Genomic DNA, 25065 nt, shown 5'->3' with positions numbered 1-25065 from the left:
CCTTCAGTTGCAGCAAACTTCATTGGTTGTTCATGAATTTCAACTTGAGTTTGATAGTCACCAGCACCAATTTCAGCAATTGAGGCAAATAAGGCAACCCAAAGAGCGATACGCATGGACTTTTTATGGAAGTTAACATCACGTTTTCTAAGTAAGCCAAAAGCAGCCATCCCAATTACTACAAATGAAGCTGTAACAATAGCACCAATTACTACGTGTGGGAAACTAGCCCAAAGTTGTTCATTAGCAATTAAAGCCCAAAAACTAGCCATTTGTGCCTTACCATTTTTAATAACGTAGCCAACAGGATTTTGCATAAAAGCATTAGCAGTTAAAATCCAAATGGCACTCAGCATTGAGCCAATAAAGGAAATCCAAACTAAAGCACAGTGCAAAGCTGGCTTAAATTTGTTCCATGTAAACATCCATAAACCAATGAAAGTAGATTCCATAAAGAAAGCTAGCAAAGCTTCAATAGCCAATGGAGCACCAAAAATATCGCCCATAAAACGAGAGTAGTTTGACCAGTTCATTCCAAATTGGAATTCTTGGATAAGCCCGGTAACTACTCCAACAGCAAAGCTCAATAGATAAATTTTTCCCCAGAATTGAGCCATCTTTTTATATACTTCGTCCTTTTTAACGACGTAGAGTGTTTCCATAATTGATACAATGAACCCCATCCCGATAGAGAAGGGAACAAAGAAGAAGTGGAAGACTGTAGTCATTGCGAATTGGAAGCGGGCAAGATCTAACATTGTTACACCCGATAACATTTTCATTCACCTATTTCTATTTCCACATATATAACATCTGTTACCTTAAGCATATACTTTATTGATGCCGTTTTCAATAAGATATAAGAATAAGTTCATAACTTTTTTCTTAGGTAAGTGTAGAGCAAAAAAATAAGGATTTCAATATTGAAATCCTTATAGATTTATTCACTTCTTAAAGCAATTGCGGCGTCCTTTTTAGCAGCCATGCGAGCTGGTATATGACCACCAAGCATTGTTAAAACAGTACTAATAATTACTAGAATTAAGGCTTGCATTGGGTCGAGCTGCGCAACGTTACTCATATTAGTAATTGCATATAATACTGCGTTGATTGGGAAAGTGCATAAGTAAGCAATCAAGATACCTAAAATACCGGAAAAGAGGCCGAGAATAAAGGTTTCAGCATCAAAGACACGTGTAATGTCGCGTTTTCTAGCACCTAAAGCCTTTAGCACACCAATTTCTTTTGTACGTTCTAAAACAGAAGTATAAGTTAAAATACCAATCATAATCATGGAAGTAACTAAAGAAATAGCAGCAAAAGCAACTAAAACGTCAGTAATTCCGGCAAGTAAACCACCAGTTAACTTAGTAACAGTACCTGACATATCAGTGTAAATAATCTGATCTTTTTTAGTCTTACCTTTATTATATTTGTCTAAGTAATCGAGAACTTTATCTTTAGACTTAAATGAGTTTGGATAGATAAGAATACCGCTAGGGATGCTAGAGCCACCAAGAGATGCAATAAATTGCTCTTTTTGAGCTTGGTTCATTGGCTGATTAGTCATTACATTCGTAGTACTATTCTTTTGCGCCTTAACAATACTCGAATTTTCATTTTGCTTAATAATTTCTTGAGTTAAACCATCGCTGTAAGCAATTCCGTTATCTAGAAGGGCCATTTGACTATTATTTTTACCACGAATAACGGCACTTAATTTTAAGGTTAAGTTGCTAGAATCGTACATTGATTTAGAAGCTTTTTGCGGGACAAAGTTTCCAGTAGGTAATTCTTGATAGTAATTGTTGTTACTAATTACCTTAAAAGTACGGCCTACAATTTTGTTTAGATCAATTTTTTGACCATCTTTAATTGAAATACCTAAATTCTTAAGTGCGTTAACATTAGCTTGATTTTTATTATTTAAAACAAGAACCACTTCATTATTTGACTTAGGCCAGGAACCAGCAAGTAGTTGGTAATTATCCTTTAGAAAAGTTCCTTGCTTTGAATCAAGCGTTTTAGGAAAGACACTTGTGTTAATCCCTACACTATTCATCCCTTGAAGTTGAGCACTAGCAATAGCAGAACCGGAGTTGTTAACATTAGAAAATTCTACGTGCTTAATTTTGCCGTTATCATTAGTTAAAAGATTAAGCTGGGTTCCTCTAATGAAGGAAATATTATTGGCATATGAAGGATTGATTTTCTTAACATAGTCGATATAAGACTGAGTAATCTTATTTTCGTGGGTGTTTTTCTCATTGTCTGGTTTTGCGGCAACAAGATATCCCTTATTTTTGACGTTTTTATCAGATTCAGTTCGGCTTGTAGCAGCATTCATGTCTGTTGCCGTTTGAGAAATAGAAATTGGGAATTTAGCTAGTGTTTTACTTTGCGTTTCATTAATTTGTTTTTGAAAACCATGTGACAAAGCTAAAACAATAGCAATTCCAATAATTCCGATACTTGAAGCAAAAGCAGTTAAAAAAGTTCTACCTTTCTTAGTCATAATGTTAGTAAAACTAAGTTTTAGGGCATTCCAATAAGACATTTTTGTCTTTTTGAGTTTAAAGGTATCTTTTACTTCTTTTTTAGGCTCAAAGGCATTTGAATCACTAAGAATTTTTCCATCTTGGAAATGAACGATTCTACTTGCATATTCTTCAGCCAGTTCAGGATTATGTGTAACCATGATGACTAATTTATCGTGGCTGAGTTCCTTGATTAGCTCCATAATACTTTCACTGGTTTTAGTATCTAAAGCTCCTGTTGGCTCGTCACATAGAAGAATATCGGGATCATTAGCTATTGCCCGGGCAATAGCTACTCGTTGCATTTGTCCTCCGGATAGTTGATTAGGACGCTTCTTTAAATGGTCGCCTAAACCAACGCGCTTTAGCGCAGCAATTGCCTTTTCGTGGCGTTCATTACTACTTACGCCTGAAAGCGTCATGCCAAGCTCTACATTTTCAATAATAGAAAGGTGAGAAATAAGATTATAACTTTGAAAAATAAAGCCGACAGAATTATTGCGATAAGCATCCCAGTCAGTTTGAGAGAAATTTTTCGTCGACTTACCATTGATGATAATGTCTCCAGAATCGTAATGATCTAATCCACCAATTACATTTAAAAGCGTCGTCTTACCAGACCCACTAGGACCTAAGATAGCAACGAATTCACTGTTACGAAAATTAATCGTAACGTCATCTAATGCATGTGTGACGGTATCACCTACGTGATAGGTCTTTTTTAAGTGTAAGAGTTGTAGCATATATTTTCCTTTCTAAGCAATTATATATTTGCCCCAGCCTAATACGGCAAAAATTGCTTGGATTATAAATAAAATTGCAATTAAACCAATGATAACAAAATGGCGTTTCTTATGCATGATAAAGACCCCAGCAAATTCACGAATTGTAGCATTAGGTAAAAAGTAAAAACGTGTAGTTGCTCCAACACCATTGGCCTTTAAATGAGCCATTTTTGCATAAAGCCCAGCTCTAAAAAGATGATAGTTATTAGTGAAAAATTTAGCTTTAAAATTTGGATTGCCCCAATCACTAGTAGCTACTTTTTTAGAGTAGAGCATGTTTTGATAGGTATTAGTTGATTTATCTTCTAATAAAATTAAGTTAGGCTCGTAGCCATGTTTAACAGCGTAATCTTTCATTGCGGCTGCTTCAGACAGATCTTCATCTTTTCCTTGACCGCCTGACATAATTAGTTTTGGGCGTTTATGTCCTTTATCATATTGTTTATTAGAAAAAGCAATAGCTCGGTCAATTCGGGCACCTAGCAGGCGTGATACTTTCTTTCCTTCGATTAATCCTGCACCTAGAACAATTAGATAATCTTGTTTGTAGCGACGAGGGACGATTTGATACAAAACTAAATTGAGTAAGAAATTATACATTACAAATAGAAGATAAAATGCAATGAAAGTCGCTCCAGCAACTAGAGAATGAAGCCAATCAGGTAATCGATGAAAGATGCCTAGTCTATTTAGAGTCCATAATCCTACTAAAAATAAACCAATAATCAAAGTTAAAAGATTTGGTAAAGAATGACTTTCATATTTCCAAACAAAATACGCATTCCATAGAAAGAAAATCCAAGAAAAAGTTACTAAGAAAAAGATTCCAAATAGGATAGCCAAAGCAAGGAAAGAAAATGAGGTAGTTAGTAAAGGATTGTGTTGAGAAATAATTAAAATAGCAGACCATACTAAAAAGCTAATCTCAAAGGCTGTAAAAATGAGTCCATTGATTAAACGTCGTGGTTCAATTAACCATGAAAGTAAAAATAAACTAAAAAATATAAACATAATCAAGGAAGTAAGGGTTACTTGATTATGTACAATAAAATTAAAAATTTGATGCAGAGATTGCATGAGTTGTGATTGCATGATTAAATGTCCTTATGTCTTTTTAATAAATAATTATAATGAAAAGAAATAGATAATTTCAATTAGAGGAAGTGTTCGGATGAAGACTTTTTTACGCTTTTTAGGGAATTTAGCAACAGTAATTATTGCTTTTGTATTATATACACTTTTGCAATTAGGATATGCGCAAAAGAAGGTAAACTTGTTATTTGCAGTTATTTTAGCAGTTTTAACTATTGCAGTAATTTATTGGATGTATTGGACTTACAAACGAGAATTAAAGCAAGAAAATGATTGGTTCTTTAATGCTAAACCTCACTGGGATGTAAAACGAATAATTATTTCAGTAGCAGCATTTTTTACACTCGTAATTTTCCAAATAGCCTATGTCAGATTATTTGGTGGTAACACAATTTCAAAAAATCAAGAAGAGCTAGATGCAATCAGAAAAGTTGCTTCCCCAATGTTCAATGTTTTATTAGTGATAGTGGCACCAATCTGTGAGGAATTTATCTTTAGAGCGCTATTTTTCAACACATTTTTCCCAGTAGAAAATGTATTTAATAAATGGGTTGGAATTGTAGTAAGTGGTTTTATTTTTGCTTATGGACATGATCCGATGTTTAGTAAATTTATTTATTTATATTGGGTAATGGGAATGATCCTAGCTTGGACGTACGTCACTACAAAAGATGTAAGATATTCGATTTTGACTCATATGTTAAACAATATCCTGTCAATTTTATAGCAAAATAAAAAGAGCATTAATGCTCTTTTTTTCTTTGTCCTAATTGCTGTAAAACAATTTCAGCAATTTCGTTATTAGTCCACATCCATGCTATATGTCCTAAAGCCTCAGAAATATGTTCTTCCATTGGTTGGTTCTTTGGAGAAGGGACAGTTTTCATTAATGGCATAATTACTAGGTGAAAAGCGATCCAAACTCCTAAGCCAAATGGAACGCCCTGATCTATTGTTAACCACTTAACTTTCTTTTCAAGAAGAGCCGCATAGGCAGTAGCAAAAGAGATTGAAAAACCAAAGTGAACAAGATAACTAACCCAAGGTAGTTTTTCTCCTGAATAAGTATAAGTTGCATGAGTTAAGCGGGCTGGAACACCCATTTGCTCTAGTAATTTTTGTGGAGGGTTAGTCTTATTTCTTTCTGGTGTTCTTGGAGGGAGAATGTTTTCCCAGCCCAATTTAACTAATCCAGAAATAACACCAGCAGCAGTTCCAGCTACTAATACATTTTTCCAATTAAATTTTGACATTAAACTTCACGTCCTTTTAATTAGTTCTTTCATTTTTTATTGTAACAAATTCACTCTTTGGTAGAGGCTTTAAGGCTTGATTTGGCTTGCACGTTCTTAGCAGCCATTTTATTTAAGTAGGTCCAAATCTGTGGACGATATTTTCTTAATACAATGAGCAGTACTAAGTAAATAATAATGCACAAACTAATCCAAAGAGGATTTTTTGAGATGAAGGCGGCAAACACTACTGCATTCAAGGGGTGAGCCATTAAGTTAAAGCTAGTGACTAAAACGATGCCTGCTGGAATAGCAGCTCCGTAGTGAGAAATCGTATTTGTGTAAATAGAACCTAACCAGCTTGAAGCATAAAGCCCTAAACTAAACCAAATAACTCCATTTGCAATGACTTTGAGAATATTACCGTTAGTAATAGCGACAATTGATTCAACCATGTAAGGGAGAGCAATTAAATCAACAACAGGTAAAGTTTTATTTCCCGGTAAAACAAAAGCAATGACTACCATGATTGGAATTAAAATAATTCCTGAAATAATTGTAGCTGGTTCTCCGTAACCGACACCATCATCAACTGCTAAAAACCAACGTTTACTATCTTGTATTAAGTCAATTCCTGATTTTGCATTTTTATTTTGTTTACGTTCTTGGTTAATTTGTTTAGCTAAAGGAATGAATGCTTTACTAAAGACTTTTGTAACTAAAGGGAAAATCGTCATGACAGCTGAAAGCTGAATAGAGAATTGAAAAATTTGTCCCCATGCTGCTACTGTGGCTAAATTTTTAATATTACCTAATATTCCAATTAAAAGCCCTAAGATGGCTCCTAAAGTCGTTGGTTCACCAAAAACACCAAATTTATTTTTAAATGCAGTTGGAGTCAAATTAGCTTTATTAAAACCAAGTAAATTCCAAAGTGGATCTAACAAAATGGCTGGAATAGTTTGAACAATATTTTGAAGTGCACAGACAGTGGTATTGTCAATCTTATAATACGTAGACCAACGATCTGCCTGAATTTCGGCCACCAGTAATGTATAGAGAAGCATAAAAAAAGATAAGCCTAAAGAAATCCACCAATTATGTGTTACATAAAAAGCAAGAGTTCCCCAAATCATGAAACCAAAGTTGTTCCAAAGATTTGACGGCATAAAAACTTTTGTAATTCCAATAGCAAATAAAACAAATTCAGCCACTAGTCCGAATACAAAAAAAGTTAATCCAATTGGTGCGCTAAAACTCGCTAATGCTCCAGCTTGCCAACCGATATCAACGACTGGTAGCTTTATGCCGGTATTATTAACCATTTGACGGACTATTTTAGTAACTACTGGAGTAAATTCATTAATAATCCAAGAAAAACCAGTTAGACCTACACCAGCATAAAATGCACACATCATTGCTTTCTTTGGTTTTACCTTTAAAAACAAAGAAATGATAAAAATCATAATAGGGACAATGACACTTGCCCCAAAGGCATTAAAGAAATTATGGATGTTATTTAGCATTTGATTGCCTCTTTTCTCGTTCCATATTTTTAGTATAAAAAACAAGAAAAACAAAGTCTAATAATTAGGAAGATATTGCTTGGGAAATAAATAACAGAGTGTTTTAATAGACAATGAGAGGTAACTTATTTTGGAGGTATCGATGATGAAAAAATTAGTTTCAATTGGCTTAATTGGTTTGTTAAGTTGTACGATGTTAACCGCATGTAGTAATTCACAAAATAATAGTTCTAGTTCATCAACTGAGAAGACAACAACGGTTAAGAAGAGTAGTAAGCTTACAGCAACTAATATGAATACTAAAAAACAAACGGCAATTACAATTGCATATGCTGGTGAAAAATATCCAAATATTTGGAAGAAGACTTTTAAGCAAGCTCAAAATAATACTGTGACTGTACGCCTTCATAATCGGAAAGATTTTTCATATATGCAAAATGGCAGTGATGTTGCATATGAGATTGCCACAGTTAATGGAGACAAATATTTCTACTACACCAAGAATGACCCAACTATTTTCTTCTATCACAAAAATAAAGAAGTTGGTTCATCTGATATTAAAATGATGATTAAGTACCTCAACAATCATAACGACGGTAATAAAGTAAATAAGATCATTAAAAATGTCAAAGTAGTAGACGAAAGAAAGACAGCGAGTAAAAACTAAAAAGATTGCTGGAGATAAAGGCCTATATGCTGTTCCCGCAAAACTGCAGGGTGAGTGGTACAGTATGGATAATAATCGCCGTACGCACAGTAAAGATACTAATCAATTAAGAAAAATTGAATTTGGTCCCCATACTCTTACCACTGAAGATCATCAATATGAGCTTCATATTCCAGATAAAGAGTATTTCGAAAAGCATCAAAAATTTTCTAATGATTATCTAAACGATACGCACACTTGGGTTAAGGTTTTTAATAATACTGAGCCTTTGAAAGGAGTCAATTATATTAATTTAATTGGTTGGACAGCTAAGGGTAATCACCAAACTTCATATGGTTATACTCTTTTAGACCAAGAGCCAGTAATCATTTTAGCTAGTGGACAAGAAAAAATAACTGATCAGGTTTACTGGAAGACACCTGAACTAGCTAAGAAGCACCAAGACCAAAATTTTGATAAGCTAATTACGAAAGCAGAAAATAATTAGAAAGTAGCATTGAGGTAAGAGTTATGTCTGATAAACCTTATTATGAACAAGAATATCATGCACCAGAAAGTGATGTTCCAGATCCATCTGTCGGAGAAATTTTTAAAGGATTATTTCTCTATCCGTTCGCCTGGGCAGCGCGTAGTACTCGAAAGGCGTTTTGGGTAGCATTTGTTATCCAGTTCTTGTTAACAATTGTAATTGGAGTAGTTTCAATCTCGGCACTATGTACTAGTGGGATTTTTTCTGTTACTCCTAATAATGTTACCTGGGCTCTGTCGCATATTACATTTTTAACTTGGCTAATTGAATTAATCCTATCTATTTTACTGTTATGGATAAAATTAGGTCTTTTAGGATATGCGGTACGAAGATTGCATGATGCGGACTATAGTGGTTGGTGGCTATGGCTAATCCTTATTCCGTTTGGTTGGATTATTGTAGTTATTTTCTTATTACTACCTACTGTTGAAGAACCAGTAAGATGGGGTACTTACCTCTTTGTTGATTAAGTTATTTAAATAGAAAAGAGAAATGCGAAGGATTTTTGCCTTCGTATTTTTTTGTTATATTTTGTATAATATTTTTATAGTATTTTTTTATTTTTTATTTAAGGAATAGGTAGTATGGAATATTTAAAGCTGTTAGGAATATTAATAATTGTAGTGGGCTTTGTTTTAAAGTGGGATACGACTGCAGTTGTAGTTATTGCAGCAATTGTAACAGGACTTTTCTCTGGGATGGATTTTGTTAAATTGCTGGAAGTAATTGGAAAGAGTTTTGTGGAAAATCGAATGGTAAGTTTATTTTTTCTAACCTTGCCAATGATTGGGCTAGTAGAGTCACATGGATTAAGAGATTATGCAGTTAATGCTATAAAAAAACTGAAAAAACTAACTGCGGGAAAGATTTTAAATATCTATCTTTTAATTCGTGAACTAGCTGGTGTATTTGGGATTTCTTTGCAGGGACAAGTTCAATTTGTTCGGCCGTTAATTGCACCGATGGTAATTGCTGCTGCAGAAGATCAAGATAAAAAGAAATTAAGCGAATCAGAGATTGATCTAATAAAAGGACGTAGTGCAGCAATTGACAACTTTGGTAACTTTTTTGCTCAAAACTTATTTGTAGCATCTGGTGGTGTACTTTTGATTTCTTCAACAATGAAATCACTTGGTTATAAGGTTGATCCGGTAGGAATTGTTGTTAATACTATTCCTATTGCAATCATTACTTTCGTTTTAGTTTTTGCTTATAACCTATACTTTGATCGCCAAATGACTAAATGGGAAGGAAAATAATATGCAAAATACAATTAACTTTTTACTTGCCATTCTTTATGCATTAATTGGTTTATGTATGGCAATTGCTGGAATTGAAACATTGCGTGACAAAACTAATAAAGCAAGAATTGGAACAGCAATTTTCTGGTTCTTTTTAGCAATTATTTTTGCCTTTGGAAATCTGATTCCTGCCGTAGTGTCCGGTGCAATGGTTTTAGTAATCGGAATTTTAGCTTTGTTTAAGCAAATCCAAGTTGGCAAATTGCCGGTCGTAAATCCTAAAACTTCTCAAGAAAGTGCTAAGCGTTTAGGAGCAAAGGTGTTTTTACCAAGTATTGTTTTGGCATTAACGTCTATTATAATTGCACAATTTACTCCACTTGGTGGTCAGGTGGGAATTGGTATTGGTGCAGTTGTTTCACTAGTCTTAGCAATTCTCTTGACGAAAGCACCGGCAAAACAGGTTTTCAAGGATTCACAAAGAATGGTTAGAAGCGTAGGAGGCCCTGGCGTCCTACCACAATTGTTAGCCATGCTGGGGGTTGTTTTCACAACTTGTGGTGTTGGTAAGTTAACAGCTGATATGATTAGTCATGTTTTCCCAGCTGGAAATCACTTCTTAGGCGTAGCGCTATACTGTATTGCAATGGCATTATTTACCTACATCATGGGTAATGCTTTTGCTGCTTTTGCCGTAATTACTGCAGCAATTGGGATACCTTTTGTAATTGCACAAGGTGCTAACCCAGTAGTTGTAGCAGCCATTGGGATGACATCAGGTTATTGTGGAACGTTAGTAACGCCAATGGCAGCTAACTTTAATACATTGCCTGTAGCGCTTTTAGAGATGAAAGATCAGATGGGGGTTATTAAGCAACAAGCTCCAATTGCCGTTATCTTGCTAATCGTTCAAATTGGCTTAATGTACTTTTTCGCATTTTAATTATTGAGAGGATAAAATTATGAAGATTTTAGTAACAGGTTTTGATCCATTTGGTGGCGATAAAATTAATCCTGCAATTGAGGCAGTGAAGAGATTACCGGCTGAAATTAATGGAGCTGAAATTATTAAATTAGAAATTCCAACTGTATTTAATAAATCAGCTGAAGTGGTTAAAAAGGCAATTGAAAAAGAAAAACCAGACTATGTTTTAAACGTTGGACAAGCTGGTGGCCGTTTTGGCTTAACTCCTGAACGTGTTGCGATTAATATTAACGATGGTCGTATTCCGGATAATGAAGGATATCAACCATTAGGCGAACCAATTCATGAAGATGGAGAAACAGCTTACTTCACGCAATTGCCAATTAAGGCAGAAGCAAAAGCAATTAGGAATGCAGGATTGCCGGCTAGTGTTTCAAATACAGCTGGTACATATGTATGTAATCACATTATGTATCAAGTTCAATATATGCGAGATAAGGAATTTCCAAATATTAAGGCTGGCTTTATCCATATTCCTTTTTTACCAGAACAAGTTGTAAATCGTCCTAATACTCCATCAATGGCTCTTGATGACATCGTTACGGGGTTAACAGCTGCACTTAGTGCAATTGTTGAACGTGATGGTAAAGGCGATATTAAGTCTGTTGAGGGAGCAAATCACTAAAGTGTAGGTGAGTTTATGATTTGGATTTTTTTAGGTCTATGCTTTATTGGCATTATTTTATGTATAATGGTAAAACGAAAAATTGTAAAGCCTGAGATTCCTTTTATTTATTGCTTATTAGGGACTATAATTTGTAGTTTTATGTGTATGGTGGAATTTAATAATCCAGTTATAAGCTTTGAGTGGTATGGGTATTTAGTAATTATCTTCATAATTGAAGCATGTTACTTATACCGTTACTTTTAATTAGAATAGTAAAAAACGAGGTCATTATGACCTCGTTTTTCTATCCAAATTGTTTTTAACTTGTTTAAATACATCTAAATATATTTCTGCTTGAATCGGGCAGCCGATTTGAACCATCGTATTGATCAAATTTAAGATAGGTTGTTCATTTTTCGTGGTAACATAATTTGCAATCTTGTCTAAATAATTAAATGTTAGAGTAAAAAACATCATGTAATGAGGAAGCTCAATTTTTTTGATCTCTTTAATTAGTGAAGTAGCATGTTTAATATCATTACTTAGAATTAATTTAATAGTGGCGTCTCCCAGAACACCGAGCATTACCTCTAAGTCATAGGTTGTATTAGCTTCAGTAATTCGGCTAACATCTTTTAAAATTAGTTTAGAGATTCCATATACTTGTTTGGGAGCTAAAAGGAAAATTGAACTCCCGAAAAGTGCTAAATAATACTCTGACCAAATTGCCACCTTCGAAAAAATATTAGCTAATTTAATTTGATCAATTTCGGGAAGATAATTATGATTTTCTAAAATTACTAGTTGATTAAATAAAGCTACGGTTGATAAAAGATCAAAAGGATTTTTTGATTGATGGTATTTATCGAGCTGCTTTTTGGCAACACGTTTAATCGAGGGAATCTCTTCTTTGTTCCAGGCCTCAGTTACTTCTTTGTCTGTTTCAGGTTGAGGTGAAAATTTTGACCATCCCATGAATTCATGACTAGTAATGTGAATCCTGTCCAATAACTTCATTGCTGTACTGAACTCAACTTCAATTTGATCATTTTCCCAGCGAGATAATTTTGATTCAGAACAAATACCTTTGCAAGCTTCTTTTTGTGTAATACCTTGTTCTAAACGTAATTCTTTAAATTCATGGCCGTACATTTTTTTACCTCTAAATTTAACTTGCAGATCTGCAAGAGATTTATTTTTAAGTATTATCTCACTATATACTCTTATCAACAAATTTAATTGATGGGAGATAAGTAAATGCTATTTAGGTATTCAAATAAATTCAAGTTTATCTTGATGATTGTCTTAGGCTTGATCGCCAGTTTTCAAAATATTATTATGGCTAACATTGTTCAAACTTTGACTAATATTGCTAGCAATAAGAGCTGGGATAAGATCACACAGTTTTTAGTTGTGATTGTGGCTGCCTTAACTGTTACATTAGTTGCAAGTTTATCATTTAATCGCTTAAAAACAACTATTATTAAAGAGGTAAATATTTATCTTAGAACTCATATTTTTGGTGGTATGTTAGAAGACGATAAAGATAAAAATAGCAACAGCTTAGGATTTCTAACTAATGATTTTAAATTGCTAGAAACTAATCGTTTTGATGCGCAGATTGAAATTATTATGCAAAGTTTTTCTTTGATCTTAGCACTAGGATATGCTCTAGCTGTTAATTGGTTAATTACTCTTTTATTCTTATTTGGTTCTTTTGTTCCGATGCTTGTTTCCAATATTTTTCAAAAACCAATTCAAGAATCTTCTGAAAAGTGGACTAAGGCAAATAGTAGATATGTTAATCAAACAAAGAATTTTTTGGCTGGTGTTGAAACACTAAATCTATATGGTGGTCAAAGGCAAGCAGTATTGAAGAATAAGCAAACTGTAGCAAGATTAGAACAAGAATTAAGCAGGATGAATTTATTGAATCTTGATACTAATTCATGGATCAACTTTATTGCACATATCATTACTTTTTTGATGCCATTCTTATTTGGAATATATTTAGTTGTAAAAGGACAAACAACTTTAGGAGCATTGTTTGCTATTGTGCAGCTTGCAAATTCTTTTGTAAATCCAATTTTGTACATTTTAGATGATCGAAATAAGCTAGCTACTACTAAAAAAATAGTTGAGAATGTAGATCACTTTTTGAATAATGAAAAAGATCATAAAGGTAGCAAAGCAGTGAGCTTGCAGGATTTGAGTATAGAAGGTTTAACTTTAAAGAGGGATGGAAAGCAATTAGCTAGTGAGGTTAACATAGAGATTAAACCAGGAGAGAAGATTGCGGTTATTGGACCATCTGGAGCCGGAAAATCAACCTTGTTACAATTTTTATTATATGGAAAATATGGACAAGCAAAAGGAATTAAACTAAACAGCAAAAAGACAAATGCAGGTAACTTTTCGGATTTGTTTTCATATGCAAGTCAAGCACCAGTGATTTTTGCTGATAGTTTGTTGTTTAATCTAACTTTAGGAGAAAATATTTCCCGGGAAAAACTAGAGGAAATTTGCGATAAGTTAGATTTGAGAAATCTCATTAAAGAAAAAGGGCTCGATTATCAATTGGGTGAAGAAGCAGATAAATTGTCTGGTGGACAGCTAGCGCGGATTGAATTAGCAAGAGCAATTTTAATGGCTCGTCCTGTTTTATTACTTGACGAGATTAATGCCTCTCTTGATAAAAAAACGTCTCAACTTATTCATCAGTACTTATTAAATTCAAACCTAACTTTTATTGAAGTAATTCATCATTATGAAAAAGATGATTTAAATAAATACGACAAAATATTAGATTTAGAGGACTATATTTAATGAATTGAAAAAAATATTTTTAATTATAATCATTATTGCCGTAATTGTAGGCGGAGGGATAGTAATGTTTAATAGAACAAATAAAAAAATAGTAAATCAAGCTTATTCTTTTAATAAATTTAATAAGGTAAGTGTAGATATTCCAACAGGAGATATAATTTTTAAAACTAGTAGTAAATATGGTGTTAGTTATTCTGGCTTAGAGAAAATTGCGCCGGACGTTAAAGTGGAGAACGGAAATTTAAAGATTTCATTTTCTAAAGCTGGCGTTCATGTAAATATGTTTAATCTTAAACAGTTAAATTCCAAAATTGTAATTGAAATGCCCAAAGAAGAATTGGCTGATTTAAATATTGAGAGTGCAAATTGCAATGTCAGTGCTGATTATTTGGCAACTAAGAAGGTAGATGTTGATTTAGCTAATGGAAATATAGCTATTAGAGAATTAAAGACACGAAAAGGAGCCAGTTTTGATACCGCTAAGGGAAACATTGAGGTTAATAAATGTAATGCAAGTGGATATGATTTAGATACTTCTTTGGGTAAAATTACTGTTAGTGGCAAAAAGCGGGGAGATTCTTTTGAGAATAACAGTGACACTGAAAATGTATTAAAAGCCGATACATCTCTAGGAAGTATTAAAGTAAATTAAATACAGAAAAACGAGGTCATTATGACCTCGTTTTTATTAGTTCTTCTTTACTTCACGCTTAATATAGTAGTTCAAAATAAATGGTGAAAGAACTGTGGTGATAATAATTACCAAAATCAAACTTGAATAAATGTCTTCTGGGAATAGGTGATGGGTAATTCCAATTTGTGCTACAATCAGCGCTACTTCACCACGTGATACCATCCCTGCTCCGACAATATTTCCTTCATTCTTGGTAAAACCAAATAATTCACTTGAATATTTACCAGCCCAGAATTTCGATAATACGGCTAGTATAGTCATAACAATAATGAACCAGATATCTTTGATAAAGCTAGCAAATGTCATGGATAGTCCAATGTTTACAAAGAAAACGGGGATAAAAATAGAGTAACCAATTGCACTAACAGAAGATTGAACTTCCTTATATTGTGGAGTTTGTCTAATTGCTAGACCACCAAAGAATGCTCCAACAACAGCACTTAAGCCTACAAAATCTGCTGCCCAGGCCATTGAGAGAGCTAGAACTAGGGAGCCTATAACTACTGCATAATCGACTTCCACTTTTTCAGCTAGTTTCATAAAATATGGTGCGATAAATTTGAAGACAACCCAAACGGCAACAAAGTATATTACTTCAATAAGTAAATTGAGGAAAAAGTTATTCGTTAAACCACTTTTTCCACCTTCATGACTAAAAGTAGTAAATAAACTTAAAACAATAACTGCTAAGATATCATCAACAACTGCTGCTCCTAAGATAGCAGTACCAGCACGAGTATGGATTTGGTTAGCTTCTTGTAAAACTACAACGGAAATTGAAACACTAGTAGCGGCAAAAACAATTCCGATGAATAGTGCTTCGAGGAACTGCATCCCAAATAAGTAACTGGCTATCCCCGTGAAAAATACAGGTAAAACAACCCCGATGCCAGCGACAGTAAAACTTAATTTAAAATACTTCTTTAATAAGTCTAAATCACTCTCTAAACCAGCTAAAAACATTAATAGAATTACTCCAAACTCTGAAAAGAGGGAGACAATTTCATTTGGCTTAACCCAGCCTAGAATTGCTGGTCCGAGTAAAATTCCTGATAATAATTGTCCAATAACTGCTGGCATATTAAGACGTGAAAATAATTGTCCTAATAACGTTGTAGCCAGCAGAATTAAAATTAATTCTCCTAAAAAGTGCATTTTCTTCCAGCTTTCTATAACTTTGTGACAAAATAAAAAAAACTTTCAAGCACTTATTGACCCAAATAAGCAAATCTTGAAAGTTTTTATAAAACCCAACCACTAATAAAAATATTTAACTAAAAATTAGTTTAGCTAAAAATATGGTTAGTTGCAAATTAAGTTATTATTTTTCTAGTCCTGTTTGTTTAGGATTAGTTGGCTTAGTTTTAGCAAGAAGAGCTAATAAAATGGTGATTAAATCAACTACTTCTTGTAAAATTGCTCCCCAAAATGCTGGAATTATACCTGTGAAGGCGATTAATTCAATCAAGATAACAATACAAATAGCCGTAATAATATCAACGTGTGCTACTTTCATTGTGTGCTTAGAGATAGCAACAGCATCATTAACTTTAGAAATGTCGTTAACCATAATAACAGAATCCGCACTTTCACTAGCTGCAGTTGCTCCTTTAGCACCCATAGCGATCCCAACATCAGCAGCCATTAAACTTGGTGCATCATTAACGCCATCACCAACCATAGCAACCGGTCTTAAGTCAGGCTTAACATCTCTAATAGCTTGAATTTTTTGAGCTGGAAGTAAGTCAGCATAAACTTCACTTTCTTTAATTCCAGCTTCTTTAGCAACTTTGTCAGCGACAGCTTTTCGGTCACCAGTCAGCATCATAATTTGCTTTACGCCTTGACGACGCAAACGAGCAATCGTTTCCGGTGTATTCTTTCTAATTTGATCTTGGAAAGTAATGTATCCAGCAAATTTATTATCAATTGAAACAAAGACAGCAGTTGATTGAACGGTGATCTTTTCGTGATCAGGATCAACATAGGAAAGTTTACCAACTTTAACTAATTTGCCGTCTACTTCACCGCTAACTCCTTTAGCAGTAGCTTCTTTTAAGTTTGTAACTGGCTTAATCAAGTTTTTATTAGTACTTTTAACTAATGAAGTAGCAATAACGTGACTCGATTGTTGTTCAACACTAGCTGCCAAGCTTTGTAGTTCTTCTTTTGAAATAGAACTATTTTCTGGTAAAACAACTTGATCAATAACTAGTTGATTTTCAGTTAAAGTTCCAGTTTTATCAAAAGCAAAAGTTAAGGTGCGGGACAACTTTTCAAGAGTAGTACCAGATTTAACAATAATGTGGCTTCTTGACATTGAGCTCATTCCTGAAACCATTGCGACTGGTGCCGCAATTAGCAATGGGCAAGGAGAGGCAACAACCATAACTTGAGCAAAACGTAAAAAGTGTGCTTGCCAGCCAAGAGCTGGATTAGTTACAGCTGAGGTAATCATAGCAGCAATACCAATGATTAAAGAAACAATAGTGAATGGTACAGCATAACGATCAGCCATTTTAACAAATTTAGCTGGTTTTGCTTCAGAAGATTTAACTAAAGCAACAATTGACTGATATTCAGAATCTTTAGCAGCCTTAGTAACTTTCATTTCTACAGCTGCATCCCCATTAATCGATCCTGACATTAAATCATCGCCAACTTTTTTATCAACAGGAACTGATTCACCTGTTAAAGAAGATTGGTCGAAACTAGAATTTCCTTTAATAATTTTTCCATCGACCGGTACTTGACTACCAGGTTTAATTAAAACGATATCGCCAATTTTTAACTCATCAACTTTAACTTCTTCAACCTTACCATTAACTAACTTATCAGCAATTCTTGGAGAATTTTTTAGTAAAGAGCGTAATTCTTTATCAGCTTGACTTGTAGCGTAATCTTCAAGTGATTCACCACCGGTCAACATGATTAAAATCATCCAAGCAGCCCAGTAATCGCCGACAATCATTGTTGAAACAACAGCAATGATTGCCAAGATATCTACGCCCCAACGACCAGATTCAAGGGTTTCAATCATTTCTCGAAGCATGGTAATAGCCATAAAAATTCCGAAGATATCAATTAAGATACCGGAAATTGGCCACCCACCAATCTTAGGTGCTCCACATAGGAAGTCTAGGATTGCTGCAACAACACCAATCCCAAGAATTGTGAAAAATTTCCATTGATTTCTCATTAGCGTTCCCTCCAACTAATTTAATCAATAATACTAAAACATTACTATTATACCACTTAACTTATTGAATTTAAGTTATTGGGTTTTCTTTCTGTAAGGTTTTCTTAGTAATGTCGTATTTTTCTTCAATTGAATGAGTTACATAATTAAAGGCCTTAATCCATTCTCGCCTAGTCAGTAATCCCTGAAAAACATTATTATCATTTACAACTGGAATAAAAGGATTATCAACTAGAAGATGGAGCTGCGTCTCAAGATTAGTGCGGGCAAAGTTAATTGTTTCAAATTTTGTCTGCATTACATCTTTAACTTTTAAGTCCGATAGAGGTTCAATCACAATATTATCAGGAGTCAGCATTGTGTCTGTAATCATCGATAAGCTGATTAAGCCAACTACTTTTTGCTCTTTATCCAAAACTGGAATTTTTGAATATTTCATTTTAGTAAGAACTAAAAAAGCATGGTAGAGTGGGTTTTCGTCTTCCACAAATGCAATCCTAGAAGCAGGAATAATAAAAGAACCTGCTTTTTCTTCAATTAAAGACTGAATCACTGGTGAAAACATAATAATCCTTCCTAGATAAATGAATTTTAGTACTTTACATCTCTATTATATGAAAGTCTGAAAAATAAGCCCACAAAAAAATCCGCGCTGGGAAAGACGCGGATTTCAAAATATATAAGTATAGGATCAGTCAAAGACTGATAAATGTATTCAATCTACTTGGAGGAGTAAGAATGAAAATAAAAAGTTGGATGTTAATGCTAATAGCGATGGGGTTTTGTCTTCCCCGTTGCTATGGTTTATATATTAGAATGAAAATGTGAACAAATTGTGACGTTTTTTATTAAAAAAGTTAAATTTGATTAAGAAGTTGGAAATGAATTATAAACTTGCACCCCAAAGATTATTTCCTAGCTCGTTTAGAGAGAGGAGTTTATTCCATAGTTTTTCTTCTTGTGAAGTAAATGTGATATTATCGGAAAACTTTACAACAGGGGCGTGATTAAAAAATATTGCAGTTGACCTGTGAAAGCAACACCATTGCTAGATTTAATTGTGTTTAGACTATCTGTAAGGAAGTTAGTAAATTCTGAATGAGGATTTGTATTATTAAGTGAGTTAACTAACTCAGTCATTATGGTAATAATTTCATCTTTAGAAACCATCTTTTTCACCTTCTGGATCTTTCGATAAATTTAGAAATGATTCTTTGCAAGATAATCGTATTATGGAAGTTTGATTTACACAATTTTTTGATGAAAATGGATAATTGTTATGACAAAGTTTAATTGCACGAATGCGTTTTCATATTTACTTTGACGGTGACTATAACTGCTTTAGATTTTAGTAGTGATATCACATTTGTTATGGTTAGATTGGGCGTCAGTAATCATGGAATATCAAGAATATATCAGCTTACTTGAAGCATTTAAACTAAGTTTAGTTGATAATAAGTTACCTGAGAAAATTAAAGTTATTGAGCAAATAAATAAAACAATTATTAATTTAAAAACAGGAAAATATCACGCAGTTGCTTTGACTTCTGAACTATTTAATGTTGTTAGTCTAGTTGAAAATTTGATGGCATTAAATGAATTTAAGTTAAATAATTTTCAAAATGAAATCTGGAATAAATTAAGAAATTCAGTTTATGCTAGGTATACTCAAGATAAAAATGTACTGGACTTTATCCATTGGGGATAAATTAACAGACAATAAAAGAGGTATCCAAATGTGAAAGGATCCTCTTTTTGTTTTATCGCAAAAGAAAAGACCTATACTGGGAAGTGCATAGGTCTTTTCAAAGAAGGAATATAAATAAAGACTAACTTAGATCGCTGCCATTACTTTCAATAACTTTTTTATACCAATAGTAAGAGTCTTTCTTATAGCGTTTTAAACTACCATGGCCATAATCATCTTCGTCGACGTAAATAAAACCATAACGCTTTTTCATTTCTCCAGTACTTGCACTTACTAAGTCAATGCAGCCCCATGGTAGATAGCCCATCAGATCAACTCCATCATCAACAACTGCCTTTTTCATTTCTTCAATATGGTTTCTTAAGTAGGCAATCCGATAAGTGTCGTGAACTTTATGATCATCAGTTAATTTGTCATAGGCGCCCAAACCATTTTCAACAATAAACAAAGGTTTATGCCACCGAGTAGTCATCCAGTTAAGGGCATAACGTAAACCAACTGGATCGATTTGCCAGCCCCAGTCATTAACCTTTACATAAGGATTAGCTACTAAATCTTCATTTTCACGATAGTCTAAATGATCGCTATATTTTGCATCGAAAGACATGTAGTAAGAAAAACCAATATAATCGACTGTATCTTTTTGTAAGATTTCTAAATCATTACTAGTAATGTCTAAGTCCCAGTTATTGTTTCTAAAACGAGCTTGGAGCCAGTTTGGATAAGTCCCATTAACTTGAACGTCACCAAAATAAAGACGTGAATCCATTGCTCGATTAGCAAATAAAACGTCTTCTGGCTTAGGTGAATTGGGATAAATAGGACAAAAGGCAAGCATTGCACCTATTTTAAGGGATGGATCGATTGCATGACCGATTTGTACAGCTTGGGCACTAGCTACTAGTTCATAGTGAGCTGCTTGATACATCTTCTGTTCTTTATTATCACCAGTTTGATACTTAATACCCGAATTTTCATAAACTGAAAGTTCATTTTCATAGTTTGCTTGATTATTTATCTCATTGAATGTCATCCAATATTTAACTTTGTTGTGGTAGCGTTCAAAACAGACGCGGGCATAGCGACTAAAGAAATCGATTAACTTTCTATTCGACCAACCGCCATATTCTTTCACTAAATGATATGGCATTTCAAAATGGGAAAGGGTCACTACAGATTCGATATTATATTTTCTACATTCATTAAAAACTTTGTCATAAAAAGCTAAACCTGCTTCATTAGGTTGATCTTCATCACCATTAGGAAATATTCTTGACCAAGCAATTGAAGTTCTGAAGGCTTTAAATCCCATCTCGGCCATTAATTTTATATCCTCTTTGTAATAATGGTAAAAATCAATTCCATGATGATTGGGGTAGTATTCTTCATCTTCAATTGTGTCTGTTAAACGTCTAGGTTTATTAGCATTTCCTAATGTTAAAAAATCTGCAATTGATAATCCCTTACCATCTTCTCTATATGCACCTTCAAGTTGATGGGCAGCTACTGCACCACCCCATAAAAAATCAGGTTTAAAAGTATTATTAGTCATAAACATTTCCTCACATATCTAAAATATATTCATAGTTCAAATTATTTCCTAACCGAATTATAAATAAAGTAATCAGATTTTAGATATATTAAGAAAGAGTTTTGATACAGAATAAGATTTTAGGATAGAGTATCTTTTTTGGAACAGGGTGTTCTCAAATTTCTTGGTTACGTAAGCTACGTACTAAAGCCTCAATGATATACATGGCAGGGATCTGTGAGGAAAGATCATAATATCTGTTTATCCGATATTCTTTTTCATGGTAAGTCAGGGAATAGCGACTCATTCGAGAAATAGTTGAATTAATATGACCAGTAATTGAAATTAACGTTGTATCTTCGTCATTAGTGAAATCATTTAAAAGTTCAATTAGTTCGGTTGTTTCTCCAGAAACAGAAAAACAAATAATTGCATTATTACTGGTATTTCTGAGTTGAGGTTTTAAAGGATAGAAAGGATCAGTTACTAGCTGAGTGTTATAGCCAAGAGAAGCAAGTTGGCGAGCAGTATATCCAGCAGTAAAAGCAGATGATCCCATTCCTAGAAAAACTACATTATCACATTGAAAAATAGTATCTTCAACTAATTTAAGGGTATGACCGATATCTTCAGGAAAATTGTCTTTAGTAATAAAGTCAAAGGCTTTATCATTTTGCTTGTAATGAAAGGTTTTACTCTTAATAAATGATTTGAATTCAGGAAAACTATTAAATCCCATCTTGTGAACAAAACGCATTACAGATGAGTTAGAAACGTGGGTATTTTGTGAAATATCCCGTACGCGCATATAAACTACTTTTTCACTGTTTTCCGTTATATAACGATAAAGCGCCATATCGACGCTCGAGAGTGAACTTAGATCTTTAAAACCAAAAAATGCCATAATTATTCCCTCCTAATATAAAAAATTTTACTATATGAGAACACTATGTTCCATGTGAGGAACAAAAATCTAATTGCTTGTTTTATGCCTAAGAATGGATAAGATATTGCTAACTGGGAGGCGCTTACATAGAATAAAAATGTAAAATGAATTTAGTTTAGAGGGAATAATTATGAAAAATTTTGTTAATAAATATATATTGCCCCCAGTAATGAAGTTTGTGAATACGAAAGCTATTCAGGCCCTAAGAGATGGGATGCTCTTATCGTTACCATTTATTATGGTTGGGTCAGTATTCTTGCTGTTAGCTTCATTTCCAGTTCCTGCAGCTGCAGATTGGATGAATAAAACAGGATTAACTCATTTCTGGAATCAAGCATATGGCGCTTCATTTGGGATAGTTGCGATTTTTGCTGTAGTAGGAATTGCTTATACTTGGGCTAAAAATGAACATGTTGATCCATTACCAGCAGGAATGACTGCTTTTGTTGGTTTTTTGATTATCATGAATCCTACTACTCCAGTTATGGATGGTAGTAAAACTGTTATTTCTGCAGCTAAGGCTCCAACATTGTTAACTGGCTTTATTGACCGTACTTGGCTTGGTGGTCAAGGAATGATTGCTGCAATTATCATCGGAATGGTTACAGGTTGGATTTATTCATGGTTTATTAAGAAAAAGATTACCATCAAATTGCCTGATCAAGTTCCACCGGCAGTAGCTGGTTCATTTGTTGCTCTAATTCCAGCTGCCGTTCTTACTTGCTTATGGTTAGCTGTTTATGCTGGATTCGATAAATTAGCTGGCACCACAATGACTGAGTGGATCTACCATACTATTCAAACTCCACTTCAAGGTTTGTCTGATTCCTTTGGCGGGATTTTAGTAATGACTATCTTAGTACCATTTTTCTGGTTCTTTGGTGTTCATGGATCAACCTTGGTTGGTGGAATTGTGGGACCAATCTTGAGTGCAAACGCCTTACAAAATGCAGAAATTTTTAAAAAATATGGTTATGTAGATGCTGCTCACGGCGGTCATATTGTTATCCAAGGTTTATTTGACCAATTTTCAACTGTAACGGGTGCTGGAATGACTTTAGGATTAGTTGTCTTTATGACATTCTTTGCTAGGTCACAACAGATGAAGGGAATTGGTAAATTGGCATTGATTCCGGGAATTTTCAATATTAACGAACCTGTGTTGTTTGGTGTTCCATTAGTTTTAAACCCAGTTTTAGCTTTGCCATTTTTCCTAATGCCACCTCTATCAGCAGGATCAACATACTTACTAATTAAGGCTGGAATCTTACCATATCTAAATGGTGTTCAAGTTCCATGGACAACGCCACCGGTTATTTCTGGATTCTTAATTGGAGGATGGAAAGTCGCTGTTTGGCAAGCGATTATTTTAATCATTAGTTTCCTTATCTATCTTCCATTTGCTAGAAAGTATGACACTGTTTTGTACATGCAAGAACAGGAAGCATTAAAGGCTAAATAATTCTATTAAATATAAAACCGTATCTTTCTGATACGGTTTTTGTTTTATCGCAAAAGAAAAGACCTATACTGGGAAGTGCATAGGTCTCTTCAAAGATAGATAATCAGCTTTAGGCTGATCTTGTTATTATTCAATCTACTTGGAGGAGTAAGAATGAAAATAAAAAGTTGGATGTTAATGCTAATAGCAATGGATCATAAGTAATCCACTACTACAATTTATATATTATAGTACAAAATCGAAAGAAATATAAGATAGCTGCTTATTTTTAATTTTCGGTAGTTGGAAGACGATTCAGGTATAATATCGAATTGAGAAAATTATTTATTAGGTAGGGAAAGCTAATGAAGAAATTTTTAAAGATTCTATTTAAGTTGGTTTTGATTCTCGGCATTGCTGCTGGAGCAGCATACGGAGGCTACTATGGGTACCAGCAATATCAAAAACGAGAACAAGCAAAAGCTACTTTTACTTCTAGACCTGATGTAGAAAAGGCAAAAGATGGAACGAGTATTAGTCCTGGACATCATAATTTGGCCTATTTTAAAAAACAATTAAATGAAAAATATCCTGATGTTTATAGTGCAGCTTATGAAACTCCACGTGCAAGTAAGATTGGAAGTAGCGTCGTAATACCAGGCCAAGTTGTAACGCCGAGTTATGATTTTAATAAAAAGAAGATTACTGATGCAGATTCAATGACGCCACAAGGACTAACTGTAGCGGGAAAATATTTATTAATTTCGGCTTATGATTCAACTCATAAGCATCGCTCAGTCATTTATTGTTTAGATAAAAAAACGGGCAAATATTTAAAGACTATTCAAGTTCCGGGAGCACCTCATTTAGGAGGAGTTGCTTATGATCCAATTGCTAAAAATATTTGGGTAACGGGTAGTCAAGATGATACATCTGCACTAATGTCTTTTTCGTTAAAGAAATTAGAAAAATATAGCTATAATAAGAAAAAGCAACCTATCAAGTATGATAATGTGATTTCTTTACCAACAATTGAAAGAGCATCTTGTGTAACTTATTATGATAATCAACTATTCGTTGGCTTTTTTAATACTGACGGCCAAGGACAAATTGCTAGCTATCCGATTGCTCGTTCAGGAGACTTTAAGGGGACAATTACTAGCGATCAAATTAAGGCAGTAACAGGCCAAGTATCTTGGGCCTTAGGTTCAGGAAGTGCTTCAATGGACCGACAGATTCAAGGAATTGCATTTTATCAGAATTGGATTATTTTAAGTCAATCCTATGGAAGCAAAGATTCTAAGTTGTATTTTTTCCCAATTTCAGCTTTGAATAACTTAGATGAAGGAAATGCGGGAAAAGTTGTTATTATGCCGCCATATTTAGAACAAATTTATGTTCAGGATGGACAGCTATTGATGTTATTTGAATCCGGATCAAAAGCATATGCACGTGATCAAATAATGATTGTTGACCGAATCTTATCGGCGAATATAAATGCCTTATTAGGGGGTTAAAA

Annotated in this window: 23 protein-coding genes, 1 pseudogene and 1 other annotated feature; of the genes and pseudogenes, 12 read left to right on the top strand and 12 right to left on the bottom strand. The window is 33.9% G+C overall.

Annotated elements, in window-relative coordinates; translation table 11 throughout:
- From Q9R40_RS07810 to Q9R40_RS07800, 3 genes are all read right to left on the bottom strand, one after another.
- On the bottom strand, nucleotides 1-776 hold a 776-nt coding region (locus tag Q9R40_RS07810; protein WP_304677152.1), incomplete at its 3' end, for a cytochrome ubiquinol oxidase subunit I.
- Between the two features lie 164 nt (nucleotides 777-940).
- Nucleotides 941-3280: an ATP-binding cassette domain-containing protein gene (locus Q9R40_RS07805; RefSeq protein WP_304677148.1), complete on the bottom strand. Its 2340-nt coding sequence runs from the start codon at nucleotides 3278-3280 to the stop codon at nucleotides 941-943.
- A gap of 12 nt (nucleotides 3281-3292) precedes the next feature.
- Nucleotides 3293-4414, bottom strand: a complete 1122-nt coding sequence (locus Q9R40_RS07800; protein WP_304677147.1) for a YdcF family protein — start codon at nucleotides 4412-4414, stop codon at nucleotides 3293-3295.
- Nucleotides 4415-4493: 79 nt separating this feature from the next.
- Between Q9R40_RS07800 and Q9R40_RS07795 the strand changes: the two genes are divergently transcribed.
- The gene (locus Q9R40_RS07795) at nucleotides 4494-5141 is read left to right on the top strand and encodes a CPBP family intramembrane glutamic endopeptidase (protein WP_304677146.1); all 648 of its coding nucleotides are present in this window, start codon (nucleotides 4494-4496) and stop codon (nucleotides 5139-5141) included.
- Between the two features lie 16 nt (nucleotides 5142-5157).
- Here the strand turns inward: Q9R40_RS07795 and Q9R40_RS07790 are convergent, their stop codons facing one another.
- Nucleotides 5158-5667, bottom strand: coding sequence for a DUF1440 domain-containing protein (locus Q9R40_RS07790; RefSeq protein ID WP_004896438.1), 510 nt, complete (start codon nucleotides 5665-5667; stop codon nucleotides 5158-5160).
- 50 nt (nucleotides 5668-5717) lie between these two features.
- Nucleotides 5718-7172 (bottom strand): PTS galactitol transporter subunit IIC, encoded by a 1455-nt coding sequence (locus Q9R40_RS07785; protein WP_304677143.1) that lies wholly within the window; start codon nucleotides 7170-7172, stop codon nucleotides 5718-5720.
- 145 nt (nucleotides 7173-7317) lie between these two features.
- Between Q9R40_RS07785 and Q9R40_RS07780 the strand changes: the two genes are divergently transcribed.
- The 6 genes from Q9R40_RS07780 to pcp all read left to right on the top strand — a co-directional run bounded on the left by Q9R40_RS07780 (nucleotide 7318) and on the right by pcp (nucleotide 11219).
- Nucleotides 7318-7839: a hypothetical protein gene (locus tag Q9R40_RS07780; protein ID WP_228099731.1), complete on the top strand. Its 522-nt coding sequence runs from the start codon at nucleotides 7318-7320 to the stop codon at nucleotides 7837-7839.
- Between the two features lie 64 nt (nucleotides 7840-7903).
- Nucleotides 7904-8326, top strand: a complete 423-nt coding sequence (locus Q9R40_RS07775; protein WP_023600061.1) for a hypothetical protein — start codon at nucleotides 7904-7906, stop codon at nucleotides 8324-8326.
- 23 nt (nucleotides 8327-8349) lie between these two features.
- Nucleotides 8350-8838: a DUF805 domain-containing protein gene (locus Q9R40_RS07770; RefSeq protein WP_023600060.1), complete on the top strand. Its 489-nt coding sequence runs from the start codon at nucleotides 8350-8352 to the stop codon at nucleotides 8836-8838.
- A 114-nt stretch (nucleotides 8839-8952) separates the two neighbouring features.
- Nucleotides 8953-9627 (top strand): DUF969 domain-containing protein, encoded by a 675-nt coding sequence (locus Q9R40_RS07765; RefSeq protein ID WP_023600059.1) that lies wholly within the window; start codon nucleotides 8953-8955, stop codon nucleotides 9625-9627.
- A gap of 1 nt (nucleotide 9628) precedes the next feature.
- Nucleotides 9629-10552: a DUF979 domain-containing protein gene (locus Q9R40_RS07760; RefSeq protein ID WP_061400240.1), complete on the top strand. Its 924-nt coding sequence runs from the start codon at nucleotides 9629-9631 to the stop codon at nucleotides 10550-10552.
- 19 nt (nucleotides 10553-10571) lie between these two features.
- Nucleotides 10572-11219 carry a pyroglutamyl-peptidase I gene (gene pcp / locus Q9R40_RS07755; protein WP_061400239.1) on the top strand — a complete coding sequence of 216 codons (648 nt, stop codon included), beginning with the start codon at nucleotides 10572-10574 and terminating at the stop codon, nucleotides 11217-11219.
- Nucleotides 11220-11489: 270 nt separating this feature from the next.
- On the opposite strand, the gene Q9R40_RS07750 is transcribed toward pcp, so the two are convergent.
- The gene (locus Q9R40_RS07750; RefSeq protein WP_061400238.1) at nucleotides 11490-12353 is read right to left on the bottom strand and encodes an Rgg/GadR/MutR family transcriptional regulator; all 864 of its coding nucleotides are present in this window, start codon (nucleotides 12351-12353) and stop codon (nucleotides 11490-11492) included.
- 105 nt (nucleotides 12354-12458) lie between these two features.
- On the opposite strand from Q9R40_RS07750, the gene Q9R40_RS07745 reads away from it, so the two are divergent.
- Nucleotides 12459-14027, top strand: coding sequence for an ABC transporter ATP-binding protein (locus Q9R40_RS07745; protein ID WP_061400237.1), 1569 nt, complete (start codon nucleotides 12459-12461; stop codon nucleotides 14025-14027).
- A gap of 64 nt (nucleotides 14028-14091) precedes the next feature.
- Nucleotides 14092-14679, top strand: a complete 588-nt coding sequence (locus Q9R40_RS07740) for a DUF4097 family beta strand repeat-containing protein (protein ID WP_236707721.1) — start codon at nucleotides 14092-14094, stop codon at nucleotides 14677-14679.
- Nucleotides 14680-14715: 36 nt separating this feature from the next.
- Here the strand turns inward: Q9R40_RS07740 and Q9R40_RS07735 are convergent, their stop codons facing one another.
- From Q9R40_RS07735 to Q9R40_RS07720, 4 genes and pseudogenes are all read right to left on the bottom strand, one after another.
- The gene (locus tag Q9R40_RS07735) at nucleotides 14716-15876 is read right to left on the bottom strand and encodes a cation:proton antiporter (RefSeq protein ID WP_061400235.1); all 1161 of its coding nucleotides are present in this window, start codon (nucleotides 15874-15876) and stop codon (nucleotides 14716-14718) included.
- Nucleotides 15877-15927: 51 nt separating this feature from the next.
- Nucleotides 15928-15977: a sequence feature (sodium ion sensor (DUF1646 type); this cis-regulatory element may regulate processes involved in with the transportation of sodium ions), on the bottom strand.
- A 65-nt stretch (nucleotides 15978-16042) separates the two neighbouring features.
- Nucleotides 16043-17920: a heavy metal translocating P-type ATPase gene (locus Q9R40_RS07730; RefSeq protein WP_304677134.1), complete on the bottom strand. Its 1878-nt coding sequence runs from the start codon at nucleotides 17918-17920 to the stop codon at nucleotides 16043-16045.
- Nucleotides 17921-17990: 70 nt separating this feature from the next.
- Entirely contained in the window at nucleotides 17991-18485 is a 495-nt protein-coding gene (gene cbpB, locus Q9R40_RS07725) for a cyclic-di-AMP-binding protein CbpB (protein WP_300724317.1), read from the bottom strand.
- Nucleotides 18486-18806: 321 nt separating this feature from the next.
- A pseudogene (locus tag Q9R40_RS07720) lies at nucleotides 18807-19090 on the bottom strand (hypothetical protein).
- A gap of 226 nt (nucleotides 19091-19316) precedes the next feature.
- Here Q9R40_RS07720 and Q9R40_RS07715 point away from each other — a divergent pair.
- Nucleotides 19317-19628 carry a hypothetical protein gene (locus Q9R40_RS07715; RefSeq protein WP_061400232.1) on the top strand — a complete coding sequence of 104 codons (312 nt, stop codon included), beginning with the start codon at nucleotides 19317-19319 and terminating at the stop codon, nucleotides 19626-19628.
- A 121-nt stretch (nucleotides 19629-19749) separates the two neighbouring features.
- Here the strand turns inward: Q9R40_RS07715 and Q9R40_RS07710 are convergent, their stop codons facing one another.
- Nucleotides 19750-21180: a 6-phospho-beta-glucosidase gene (locus Q9R40_RS07710; protein ID WP_061400231.1), complete on the bottom strand. Its 1431-nt coding sequence runs from the start codon at nucleotides 21178-21180 to the stop codon at nucleotides 19750-19752.
- A 154-nt stretch (nucleotides 21181-21334) separates the two neighbouring features.
- On the bottom strand, nucleotides 21335-22063 hold the full coding sequence (locus Q9R40_RS07705; RefSeq protein WP_061400230.1) for a MurR/RpiR family transcriptional regulator: 729 nt from the start codon (nucleotides 22061-22063) through the stop codon (nucleotides 21335-21337).
- A gap of 172 nt (nucleotides 22064-22235) precedes the next feature.
- Here Q9R40_RS07705 and Q9R40_RS07700 point away from each other — a divergent pair, with 172 nt between their 5' ends.
- A complete protein-coding gene (locus Q9R40_RS07700) occupies nucleotides 22236-23567 on the top strand; it encodes a PTS sugar transporter subunit IIC (protein WP_304677130.1) in 1332 nt (443 codons plus the stop codon).
- A gap of 344 nt (nucleotides 23568-23911) precedes the next feature.
- Nucleotides 23912-25063, top strand: a complete 1152-nt coding sequence (locus tag Q9R40_RS07695; RefSeq protein ID WP_304677128.1) for a YncE family protein — start codon at nucleotides 23912-23914, stop codon at nucleotides 25061-25063.
- Nucleotides 25064-25065 lie beyond the last annotated feature (2 nt).

The sequence above is a fragment of the uncultured Lactobacillus sp. genome (assembly GCF_948948975.1).
In the GTDB taxonomy this organism is placed as follows: Bacteria; Bacillota; Bacilli; order Lactobacillales; family Lactobacillaceae; genus Lactobacillus.
Note: the sequence above shows the minus strand (reverse complement) of the source record. Positions and strands in the feature narration are given on the sequence as shown.